At 55.8% G+C, this 11,222-nt stretch carries 12 protein-coding genes; 9 read left to right on the top strand and 3 right to left on the bottom strand.

The genetic code is table 11. From position 1 onward, the window contains the following. From ACK4S7_RS12430 to ACK4S7_RS12420, 3 genes are all read left to right on the top strand, one after another. Window positions 1-370: response regulator (locus ACK4S7_RS12430; protein WP_409647365.1), on the top strand; the 370-nt coding region annotated here is incomplete at its 5' end. Between the two features lie 237 nt (window positions 371-607). Then, window positions 608-1,624, top strand: a complete 1,017-nt coding sequence (locus ACK4S7_RS12425; RefSeq protein WP_409647362.1) for a threonine aldolase family protein — start codon at window positions 608-610, stop codon at window positions 1,622-1,624. Then, on the top strand, window positions 1,621-2,547 hold the full coding sequence (locus ACK4S7_RS12420; protein WP_409647359.1) for a DMT family transporter: 927 nt from the start codon (window positions 1,621-1,623) through the stop codon (window positions 2,545-2,547). Before ACK4S7_RS12425 ends, ACK4S7_RS12420 begins: the two co-directional genes overlap by 4 nt. Here ACK4S7_RS12420 and ACK4S7_RS12415 read toward each other — a convergent pair. Together ACK4S7_RS12415 and ACK4S7_RS12410 are read right to left on the bottom strand one after the other, a co-directional pair. Continuing rightward, window positions 2,544-3,338: an esterase/lipase family protein gene (locus ACK4S7_RS12415; RefSeq protein WP_409647356.1), complete on the bottom strand. Its 795-nt coding sequence runs from the start codon at window positions 3,336-3,338 to the stop codon at window positions 2,544-2,546. The genes ACK4S7_RS12420 and ACK4S7_RS12415 overlap by 4 nt on opposite strands. A gap of 79 nt (window positions 3,339-3,417) precedes the next feature. Continuing rightward, entirely contained in the window at window positions 3,418-4,239 is an 822-nt protein-coding gene (locus ACK4S7_RS12410; RefSeq protein ID WP_409647353.1) for an SDR family oxidoreductase, read from the bottom strand. 78 nt (window positions 4,240-4,317) lie between these two features. Between ACK4S7_RS12410 and pgeF the strand changes: the two genes are divergently transcribed. Genes pgeF through ACK4S7_RS12395 form a run of 3 tightly spaced genes read left to right on the top strand, consistent with a single transcriptional unit; the run spans window position 4,318 to window position 7,868 of the window. After that, window positions 4,318-5,082, top strand: coding sequence for a peptidoglycan editing factor PgeF (pgeF, locus tag ACK4S7_RS12405; RefSeq protein ID WP_409647350.1), 765 nt, complete (start codon window positions 4,318-4,320; stop codon window positions 5,080-5,082). Further along, window positions 5,079-6,488, top strand: a complete 1,410-nt coding sequence (locus ACK4S7_RS12400; RefSeq protein WP_409647348.1) for an SLC13 family permease — start codon at window positions 5,079-5,081, stop codon at window positions 6,486-6,488. The genes pgeF and ACK4S7_RS12400 overlap by 4 nt, the downstream gene beginning before the upstream one ends. Before the next feature lie 54 nt (window positions 6,489-6,542). After that, complete coding sequence (locus ACK4S7_RS12395; RefSeq protein WP_409647345.1) at window positions 6,543-7,868, top strand: cystathionine gamma-synthase family protein; 1,326 nt, start codon at window positions 6,543-6,545, stop codon at window positions 7,866-7,868. On the opposite strand, the gene ACK4S7_RS12390 is transcribed toward ACK4S7_RS12395, so the two are convergent. Beyond that, window positions 7,859-8,560 (bottom strand): HAD family hydrolase, encoded by a 702-nt coding sequence (locus ACK4S7_RS12390; RefSeq protein ID WP_409647342.1) that lies wholly within the window; start codon window positions 8,558-8,560, stop codon window positions 7,859-7,861. The genes ACK4S7_RS12395 and ACK4S7_RS12390 overlap by 10 nt on opposite strands. A gap of 75 nt (window positions 8,561-8,635) precedes the next feature. On the opposite strand from ACK4S7_RS12390, the gene ACK4S7_RS12385 reads away from it, so the two are divergent. From ACK4S7_RS12385 to ACK4S7_RS12375, 3 genes are all read left to right on the top strand, one after another. Then, window positions 8,636-9,748: an MlaE family lipid ABC transporter permease subunit gene (locus ACK4S7_RS12385; protein ID WP_409647339.1), complete on the top strand. Its 1,113-nt coding sequence runs from the start codon at window positions 8,636-8,638 to the stop codon at window positions 9,746-9,748. A gap of 3 nt (window positions 9,749-9,751) precedes the next feature. Beyond that, entirely contained in the window at window positions 9,752-10,573 is an 822-nt protein-coding gene (locus tag ACK4S7_RS12380) for an ABC transporter ATP-binding protein (protein WP_409647337.1), read from the top strand. A gap of 9 nt (window positions 10,574-10,582) precedes the next feature. Then, window positions 10,583-11,222: MlaD family protein (locus tag ACK4S7_RS12375; RefSeq protein ID WP_409647335.1), on the top strand; the 640-nt coding region annotated here is incomplete at its 3' end.

The following is an 11,222-nucleotide window of genomic DNA, read 5'->3' as shown; positions in this document are numbered from 1 at the left end:
AGAAGTTATTTTGGTTGTAGACGACGAATTCCAAGTTCGGCAAATGTCCGCGGAGAGCTTACGCGAACTTGGCTACACGGTGGTCGAGGCAGCAAATGGCACTGAAGCACTGGACGTGATTGCGAACCGCGATGATATCAGCATGCTGTTCACCGACATCGTCATGCCCGGCATCAACGGCCGTGAGCTGGCCGACAAGGTTCGCGAATGCGCACCAGACATGCCGATATTGTTCACCACCGGCTACACCCGTGACACGACATTCCAGGATGGCATGGTAGACCGCGGCGTTGTGCTTTTATCAAAGCCCTTCAACATGGAGCAACTTGCCCAGAAAATCCGTCAAGTGCTGGACGGGCAAACGGTCTAAAACCGCTTCAGTCAGCTATCTGCCCAAAATTTGCGTTTTTTCGTCAATGGTATCGAGTCACCCTGACCACTTGTGCCGTCGCCTTCTCGGTTCGTATTGAGTGCTGTCGCCCGCCATGAAGGTCTGCGTTACTGGCCGCGACGCCAAGGGATTGGCGGATGCGGCAATATAACCAACCCCTCATCACAACGGTTAACCCCTTGACGCAGGACAGCGTTTCCAGTCATGCGCCTTTCCATGCGTTTCTTCTCTGACAATGCCGCCCCGGTGCACCCCGCCGTCATGCAAGCCATGGCCGATGCCAACCACATGGATACCGCCTACGACGGTGACCAATGGAGCATGCGGCTGGACGCGGCATTTTCCGATCTGTTTGGGCGCGATGTGGCGGTTTTGTGGGTGGCAACGGGCACAAGCGCGAATTGTCTTGCGCTTGCGTCGCTCGTGCAACCGCATCAGGGCGTGATCTGCCACCGTGAGGCACATATCGAGGTTGATGAATGCGGCGCACCGGGGTTCTACACCGCTGGCGCAAAGCTCATGCTTGTCGAAGGCGAAGGCGCCAAGGTGTCGCCCAAAACCGTCAATGCATGCCTCGACGCGATCAGGAACGATGTGCATCAGGTTCAGGCGGCTGCCTTGTCGATCACTAACGCCACCGAATATGGCATGGTGTATTCACCCGCCGAGGTCGCAGCGCTTGGCGAACTGTGCCGGAAGCGCAAGCTTGGCCTGCATATGGACGGCGCACGTTTCGCCAATGCCGTCGCGCATTTGGGCTGCACGCCTGCCGATGTTACGGTCAATGCAGGGGTGGATGTGTTAAGTTTCGGCTTTGTCAAAAATGGCGGCATGGGCGCAGAGGCCTTGGTCTATTTCGACCCCGCGCTTGCCCACGCCGCACGCTATCGTCGAAAGCGTGCGGGGCATTTGCAGTCAAAGGGGCGGTTCCTCGCGGCGCAATTGCTGGCTATGCTTGAAGGCGATTTATGGCTGCATAATGCGCGCTCCGCTAACGCCGCAGCCAAAGCCATTGCGGAGGCTGCAGCGGACCGCCTGCTATATCCGGTGCAGGCAAACGAGCTGTTCCTGCGCCTGACCCCTGCCGAGGCCGCGGCATTGCGCACGCAGGGCTTTGACTTTTACGACTGGGGCAATCTGGACGAAGACTGGGGCGCAGCACGGCTGGTGACGAGTTGGCAGCACTCGGAGTCTGACGTCGCTCCGCTGGCCGACGCTATCGCTGCCTTATGAGCTTGCCTGAAGCCGGATCGACGCCTGAACCAGGATTTCTGGCCCCTCGGGTATGGCTTCCATTTTTGGTGGTGTCGCTCATATGGGGGTCAACCTGGCTTGTGATCCGCGATCAGTTGGGCACAGTTCCGGCAAGCTGGTCAGTCACTTACCGTTTCGTCATTGCCGCCATCGGCATGGTGCTTCTTGCGGCGGCGATGCGCCAGCCTTTGAAAATCGACCGGCAGATGGTGGGTTGGACGATGCTTCTTGGCGTGTTGCAATTCTCGATGAACTTCAACTTCGTCTACGCAGCGGAACACCATATCACGTCCGGATTGGTGGCGGTAATGTTCGCGCTTTTGATTGTGCCTAATGCATTGCTTGCGAAATACTGGCTTGGGCGGCAAATTGGCGGGGCCTTTATTCTGGGCTCCGTGATTGCCACCGCTGGTGTTGCCCTGTTGATGCTGCAAGAATATCGCGTGGCGCCAGTGGGCGGGACAGAGGTTCTTCTCGGTTTATCGCTGGCATTATGTTCTGTGTGCACTGCGTCGGTATCGAACGTGCTTCAGGTTACGCCAAAGATCGCGCGCTATCCGACTATCACTATTCTGGCATGGTCCATGCTTTGGGGCAGCGTTGCCAATGCGCTGTTCGCGTTTGTGACAGACGGCCCGCCCGTCATTGACACACGTGCCGGATATATCGGCGGCGTGCTGTATCTCAGCATCATCGGTTCAGTTGTGACCTTCCCGCTTTACTTCCGCTTAATCCGCGACATTGGCCCCGGCAAGGCCGCGTATACAGGCGTTGTCATACCCGTCGTCGCAATGGTTCTGTCGACGATATTCGAAGGGTATATCTGGTCGACGCTGGCGCTGGCAGGCGGGGCACTCGCGCTAGCTGGCTTGGTCGTCGCGATGCAGGCGCGAAAGGTTTAATGCCCTGACGACGGGTAGATGAAAGCCTTGGCGCCCGAACGGTCAAACGGTTTCCATTCTCCTTCTGGCAAAGCTAATCGATCGGCAATTGCCCACCAGACGGCGGGGTTCACACCAAGCCCGCAATGGCTGCTGCGGACTTCAATATTATCGGTAGTTTCCGCTTTCGGCTCACGCGCATTGCGCCACGCAACAATGCCATCAAAGCGCGAGAATATGGCGGTAGCCGGCACGGGCGGGATCAAATGCCCTTCGGCAACCTGCGCCCGCATTTCCGGGCCGTTGATTTTCTGGCCGGTGAGGAACTGGAACGCCATCCAGGCATTTGTCGCCTTCGGTGAGCCTTTGATGGGTGAACCAAGCGAAATGACCTGGCGAACAATATCGGGGCGGCGGCGCGAAAGCATCCGCGCGAACGACCCGCCAAGCGACCAGCCGATCAACGTAACCTTGCGACCCGTTTCCGCGTATATCTGATCCAGCCGCGCGACCATTTTCTCGCCTTCTGAACCAATAGCTTTCTGCCCCATATTCCGGCCCAATTCCCATTGATAGGGGTTGTAGCCAAGACGTTTGAGAAATTTGAACAGCGGCTTCATCGTGCCTTCGCCTGCCATGAAACCGGGCAACAGCAGGACGGGGTGCCCGTCCCCTTTCGGGGCCTGCATTAACAACGGGGCCGCGACGGGAAGCGAACCAATATCCAAAGAAGCGCGCGCAAATTCGGTCACGGCCAGCAACAGGGACGGGGACTTGGTCGTTCCCAAGCCGTCAGCAGTCATCGTTGTCAAAACCTGTCTCCATCTATTTCCGTGAAAAACTATCAGCAAGGTAAATAAAAGGCTGGTCTTATTGTTCCGCATGGTGCGCCTAATCGCCACCCCGCCGCGCTTCGTGAAGTGCTTTCAGCCCTTGGCGATAATTGCCAAATTGGGGTTTCCAGACAAGGAGCCTTGTGGCCTTGCCGTTGGCTACACGGCGGTTTTCGGCGTAAAAACCACGGGCCATGGGCGACAGTCCAGCCGCATCCAGTGACAACAGCTCGGGCCATTTTTGCCCAAGCAGGTCGCACGCATATTCAATAACATCATTTTGAGAGGCAGGTGCGTCATCAGCGATGTTGTAAACGCCAGCGGGGCCAACGAAAGCGGCGATAACAGCGCTTAATATGTCGTCAACATGCACTCGGCTGAAAATCTGTCCCGGCATGTCAATGCAGTTGGCCTTTCCTTCCTCGACGCGCTCCAAGGCGGACCTTCCCGGGCCATAAATGCCGGGCAAGCGGAAAATGTGAACGTCATCGCGCAACGCCTGCCAAGCAAGGTCGGCTTCGGCCCGGGCAGTGCGGCGCCCCTCGCCCACAGGCGCGCTTTCATCGACCCACGCGCCGCCCGTATCGCCATATACGCCGGTCGACGATAGATAGCCGATCCATGAGACCTGGCTGGCAGCAATGGCCGCACCGTATTTCAAGAGGACCGGGTCACCGCCCTCACCCATTGGCGGCACGCTCGACAGGATATGCGTCGCGTTTTCCAGCGCAGTCATCACTGCAACCTCATCGTCAAAGGCCATGGCATCGCCGCCGCTCATCCGCCTCGTGCCTGTCACCAGCCAGCCGTCGGCCCGCAGCTTGTTGGCAAGACGGGTGGCGGTGTAGCCCATTCCAAATATAAGCATATGTCGCTGCATGAACACCGGTTCGCAATCTAATGGCTTGCCGTCAAGCGCGGCAGTTGCGAATAGAGGCAACGGGAGGAGACGCGAGGCATGGCAGTTGAAGTAATACAATCAGGCGTGCTGCGCAGCGTGGCCCATGGATTTCTTGGACGAAGTGGTGGCGTGTCGACTGGCATCTATGCAGGCCTAAACGTCGGGTTGGGGTCTGAAGACACGCGGGAATCCGTCATTGAAAATCGCCTACTTAGCGTGCAATCAGTCCTGCCCGGCGCAAGACTTGCTCGTGTCCACCAGTTCCATTCCGCCGATGTTGTACAAGTCGGAAACGATATATCGGAAGACGATCCACCACGCGGTGACGCCATCGTGACGGACTGCTCCAACGTCCTTCTCGGGATAGTGACCGCCGATTGTGTGCCCGTCCTGTTTGCGGACGCCGGCGCCAATATCATCGGCGCTGCGCATGCAGGCTGGAAAGGTGCGATTAGCGGCGTGCTTGAGAATACTGTTACCGCGATGGAGAAACTTGGCGCTGATGTTGGCCGTATAAGCTGTGCCATTGGCCCATGCATTTCCCAGAAAAGTTATGAAGTGGACGAGGGCTTCTTCCGGAATTTTGTCGAGCTGGCCGCGGCAAACGAACATTTCTTCGCCGACGGCAGAGCTGGCCATTATCAATTCGATATTGAAGGCTATGTCGCGGCGCGACTGGCGGCAGCAGGCATCAGGACGGTCGAATGTCTGGGCGAAGATACCTATAGCCAGCCGGATCGTTTCTTCAGCTATCGGCGGAGTTGCCATTTGGGCGAACCCGGATATGGCCGCCAACTATCGCTCATTGGCTTGCATCCGTGAAAGCAGACAAGGTCGGCTTTTGGGGCGGACTGACTGTCTTTGTCCTCATGTTGGCGGTGCCGACGCCTGCAGGGATGGAAGCCTCTGCATGGCGCGTTGCGGCGCTTACGATATTGATGGCAACTTGGTGGATGACTCAGGCTTTGCCGCTAACGGTGACTGCCTTGCTGCCATTTCTGGCGCTTCCGCTCATGGACATTATGACCGCGCAGGATGTCGCGAAGGAATATTACTCGCCGACATTGTTCCTAATTCTCGGTGGCGCGTTCTTGGCGCTCACCATTGAGCGCACTGGCATGCACCGACGCGTTGCGCTCGCGATCCTCGGGCGATCGGGACATACAGTCACTGGCCTGATGATTGCATTCATGGGCTCAACTGCACTGCTCAGTATGATCATGTCCAACACGTCCATGGCGCTCATCATGGTGCCCATTGCCGTCGCCGTACTTGCTGCTGGCGGAACCAAGAAAGGAGAGACCGCTGGGCTTGCCGGTGCGCTTATCATGGGTGTAGCCTTTGCTGCATCCATCGGCGGGCTTGGAACGCTTGTCGGATCACCGACCAATGCGATTGCCGCTGGGCTTGTGGAAAAACAATTGGGTGTTCGGATAAGCTTTCTGACGTGGATGCTCTACGGCCTGCCCGTTGTGATTGTCGGCGTGCCCCTCTGCGCCTTCATCCTTTTGCGCGTGCAAAATGTCACTGCTGGCAGTTTTGATGTCGACGCCGCACGTGCCTCAATTGGCCAGGCGCGGCCGATGTCCTTAGCCGAGAAGAGGCTCGTCCCAATATTTGTGCTGGTCATAGGCATGTGGATTGCCCAGCCCTTGTTGGAACCACTGCTTCCCAAGGGTGGGATTACCGACGGCAGCATCGCTATTGCAGGGTCTTTGCTGCTGTTCTTTATACCAGACGGCACCGGTCGACCGTTACTGACATGGCAGGAGGCGGACAGAGCCCCGTGGGGCGTTATAATGATGTTTGGCGGTGGCTTGGCTCTCGCAGCTGGTATCACACAGTCAGGGCTCGCTGCGTGGCTTGGAGAGGCGCTTGAGCCACTCTCCGTCGTGCATCCAGTCATCATCGCGCTGGCGCTGACGGCTCTGGTCATTTTAATCACCGAATTTGCCAGTAACGTCGCCACTGCCAGCGGCGTACTGCCCGTGGTGGCTGGACTAGTCGCTGCAACGGGCGCGGACCCTTGGCTCATGGCAATGGCCGCGTCCATGGCGGCAAGCTGGGGCTTTATGATGCCATCAGGCACGGGACCCAATGCGATTGCCTGGGCCAGCGGGCATATTGCTCTGCCCAAGATGGTGAAGGCGGGCTTTCTTCTTGATATCGCAGGGATACCGTTGATAGTTGGGGCTGTCTGGCTCGTAGGTCAGTTACGAATGTTGTAATTTAGTTTCAATTGAAACAAATTATGATGTAGCTTTGGTCATCAGGAGATTCCAATGACCGACCCTATCACACCACCCGTTGCCACCCCACTCGACCGCCGAAAGCCCAAGGCTGACATTGAAACGATTGGCGGAAGAAAGTTGAAACCTTCTACGCTGATGATGGGTCACGGATACGATCCGACCTTGTCCGAAGGCTCGTTGAAACCACCTGTTTTCCTGACGTCGACTTTTGCATTCGAAAGTGCGGCAGCTGGCAAGAAATTCTTCGAACATATTACCGGTAAGCGCGAAGGGCCAGCCGACGGACTCGTCTACGGGCGCTTCAACGGTCCAAATCAGGAAATATTGGAAGACCGTCTGGCAGTATGGGACGAGGCGGACGACTGCCTTGTTTTCTCCAGCGGCATGTCGGCGATTGCAACGATGTTGCTGGCTTTGGTCGGCCAAAATGATGTCATCGTGCATTCCGGGCCGCTATATGCGGCGACCGAAACCTTGATCGCGCGTATTTTGGCGCGCTTTGGTGTCGGCTTTCTGGATTTTCCGGCGGGTGCAACCCGCGGAGAGATTGACGCGATCTTGGAGCGGGCGAAGAAGCTGGCGGAAGAAAAAGGCGGCAAGGTTGCGCTTGTGTATCTGGAGAGCCCAGCTAACCCGACCAACGCGCTTGTCGATGTCGAAGCCGTTCGCGCGGCCCGCGATGCAGCTTTCACCGGCGAACAAAAGCCAGCAATTGCGATCGATAACACGTTCCTTGGTCCATTGTGGCAGCAGCCCATAAAGCAAGGCGCTGAACTCGTCGTCTACAGCCTGACCAAATATGCTGGTGGGCATTCCGATCTTGTCGCGGGCGGCGTGTCAGGCAATCAGGACCTGATCAACATCATGCGGCCGATGCGCAATGTCATTGGCACAATTTGCGACCCGAACACTGCCTGGATGTTGTTGCGCAGTCTGGAAACGCTCGAACTGCGGATGACTCGCGCCGGCGAAAATGCGGCGAAGGTTTGCGCCTTTTTGAAGGCGCATCCAAAGGTGGAAGGTCTTGGCTATCTGGGCATGATTGATGATCCGCGCCAGCAGGATATCTTCAACCGCCATTGCAGTGGCGCTGGCTCGACATTTTCCCTGTTCATCAAAGGTGGCGAGGCAGAAAGCTTCAAGTTCCTCGATGCACTCAAAATCGCCAAGCTGGCCGTGAGCCTTGGAGGCACTGAAACGCTGGCCAGCCACCCTGCTGCCATGACGCATTTGTCAGTGCCTCAGGAACGCAAGGACGCGCTTGGTATCACAGACAATCTGGTGCGCGTTTCGATTGGCATCGAAGACCCCGATGACCTCATCGCGGACTTCGAACAGGCGCTCGCTCAGGTCTGAGGCAGGCGCCAGTCAAGTATAGGCCAACCCTTTGTCTCCGCCAGTCGTGCCAAAGGGCCGTGCGGGTTGGTGGCAAAGGGTTCATCGGCATAGCTGAGCAGTGGCGCGTCAGACACATGGTCCGAATAGGCCCGGATATGGCAATTCGCGCGGTCAAGGCCATGGTTTGCCATCCAGCCTTTGACCAGTTCAAGTTTTGCCGCATCGTAACAGTTGTGCCCGTCAATCAACGCCAGCACATGCCCGCTGCTGTCGGTCGACAAATCGGTCGCAATGACATCGTCAAAACCAAGCCTTGCTGCAATCGCCTCGACATATAAACGATAGGACGCTGTGGCCATCACATGGCGATAGCCCGCCGCCTTTTCTTCGGCAACGCGCGCAAGTAGTTGTGGATATACATTTTTTCCCACCACCAGATCGGCGTGGCTTTCAAGGTATTTGGCAAATCGAGCCTTGGGCACGCGCCGCCCAATCAGCAAAATCTGTGAAAACTGCTTGAGCCGCGCGCGGTCCCAAATTTTAAGTGCGTACAGCGCCAAACCTACGGGCAATAGCGGTGAAAGGAACAATCTCCACGGTGACTTGTTAAACGCCATATGCAGGAGGAACCCATTATACGTGGCGCGTCGCGTGACGGTCTTGTCCATATCGTATATGGCCAGCAAGGTGGTTTCGGGTTCGTTCATCATAGCATAAAAGGCATAATTATAAGCAAGAAGTCTACAGGCTTGTGATAGTTCCGATTATACGCCAGTTATATGGCCATGGCTAACCCTGCAGATTTCTCGCAAGAAGAGCTTTCCGACGGTAGCAATATCCTGCGGCTGTCGGGTAACTTCGCCATCGCATCTGTTGGTGATGTGGACAACCGTCTGCGTGATGTCAAAGGCCCTGTTTCCGAAATAGATATATCCGGCGTCGTGCGTATGGACACGGTTGGCGCGTGGCTCGTCCATCGGACCGCCAAAGAACATAACGCGCAGGTTACAGGCGGCGCCAATGACGCAGGCCGCCTGATTGATGCTATTAGCGGGGTTGATCGGTCCGAAGTCATTCCAAAGCCACATATGTCGCCCCTTAATCGTTTTCTGACCGAAGTCGGCAGCGGCGTAGTCGTCGGCATCACAACCCTTTTGCAGTTTCTTGGCTTTGTCGGGCAGGTTGTGAAGGCATTTTTCATTTTGATGATGAACCCGGGCCGTTTCCGATGGCACGCCGTTGTGCAGCATTTTGACATGGTGGGCATTCGAGCCTTGGGTATCGTTGGACTTATGAGTTTTCTGATCGGCATTGTCATCGCGCAGCAGGGGGCAGTGCAGCTTCGGCAATTTGGTGCCGAGGTTTTCACAATCAACCTCATCGGCAGGCTTACGTTGCGTGAACTTGGCATTCTGATGACAGCAATAATGGTCGCCGGCCGGTCGGGCTCTGCATTCGCAGCGCAAATTGGAACAATGAAGATTACCGAAGAAATCGACGCCATGCGCACAATTGGCGTTGTTCCGGCAGAAGCGCTGGTTGTACCGCGGGTCATCGCCGCCGTCATCATGATGCCTTTACTTGGCATTTATGCGTCGCTGATGGCTATTATTGGGGGCGGCATATTGTGCTGGATAGTTTTGGATATCCCGCCCGCAACCTTCGTACAGCGTCTGCGCGAAGTAACGCCAATGACCGATTTTTGGATTGGCATGATTAAAGCGCCCGTGTTTGGCGCAATTATCGCCATGGCGGGATGCTTTCAAGGCATGCAGGTGAAAGGCAATGCCGAACAGGTTGGGCTCAAAACCACCGCTGCAGTCGTCCAGGCTATTTTCCTTGTTATTGTGCTTGATGCGTTCTTCGCCGTATTCTTCAGCGAAATTGGTTGGGATTAGGCGATGAACCAACCCAATATCATTTCAGTGACTGGCCTGTGCAACAGCTTTGGCGATCAGGTCATACATCAGGATCTCAACATCGAAGTCCGCCGCGGTGAGATACTTGGCGTGGTTGGAGGATCCGGCACTGGCAAGTCGGTGCTCATGCGGTCGATTATCGGTCTTCAGGAGCCGGTTGCTGGTCAGATCCGCGTTTTTGATGAAGGCATGATTGGCAAAGAAGAAGATGAAGCAACCGACGTCAGGCGGCGTTGGGGCGTATTGTTTCAGGGCGGGGCATTGTTCTCGACCCTAACGGTTGCAGAAAATGTGCAGGTGCCCTTGCGAGAATTCTATCCCGAATTCAGCAAGGAACTCCTGGATGAAATCGCGCGCTATAAAATCTATTTAAGTGGGCTACCGGCCGAGGCTGCGCACAAATATCCATCGGAGCTATCCGGGGGCATGCGAAAGCGCGCCGGATTGGCAAGGGCGCTGGCAATGGACCCGGAACTGTTATTTCTGGATGAGCCAACTGCTGGACTTGACCCTATTGGCGCTGCAAATTTTGACAATTTAACCCGTGATTTAAAGGAAACGCTGGGCCTGACGGTCTTTCTGATCACGCATGACCTTGATACGTTATATGCTATTTGTGACCGTGTGGCCGTTTTGGCAGATCAAAAAGTTATCGCCATTGGCGCTATTGAACAGTTGCTGGCCATCGAACACCCGTGGATCAACGAATATTTCAGCGGACCGCGCGGGCGTGCGGCGCGCAGGGGACATAGCGAAAGAGACGATAACGTACGTGCGGAAATGAAGCAACGAGGAAGGTCATAAGGTAGTACGATGGAAACCAAATCCAACTATGTGATAGTGGGTGCTGTCACGCTTCTACTTCTGGCTTTACTAGCTGCTTTTACAGTGTGGCTGTCCCGGGCGAGTGATGGCAACAAAAAACAATATGACATATTCTTTCAGCAAGCTGTCAATGGGCTAGCAAAGGGATCAGGCGTATCCTTTTCTGGCGTTCCCGTTGGTCAGATTGAAAGCATAGAGTTATGGGAGCCAGATCCTGATTTCGTTCGTGTGCGGATCAGTATCAAGGATACCGTGCCCGTGCTTCAGGGTACGACAGCCACTATCAACGGCGTAGGCTTTACGGGCGTATCTGAAATCCAGCTTGATGGCGCCGTTAAAGGCGCGCCAGCATTGGCTTGCCCTGAGGTAAACCCGCAAACGGCATGCCCGACAGGTGTTCCAGTCATCCCCACGAAGCCCGGCGCTTTGGTCGAATTGCTCAACAACGCACCTCTGCTATTGGAGCGACTTTCAACATTGACAGAACGGCTAACAAATATCCTGTCTGATAAAAACGAACAATCGATCGAGCAGATTCTGGACAATGTCGAAAATATTTCGGGCACTTTAGCGATGCAAGGTCCTGACCTGCGCGCAGCAATCCAGGAATCGCGTATAGCCTTGCAAA

Origin of the sequence: Sphingorhabdus sp., from assembly GCF_046292425.1 — a bacterium.
GTDB lineage: Bacteria > Pseudomonadota > Alphaproteobacteria > Sphingomonadales > Sphingomonadaceae > Sphingorhabdus_B.
The sequence above is the reverse complement of the archived record's forward strand: the minus strand, read 5'-3'. Positions and strand labels throughout refer to the sequence as shown.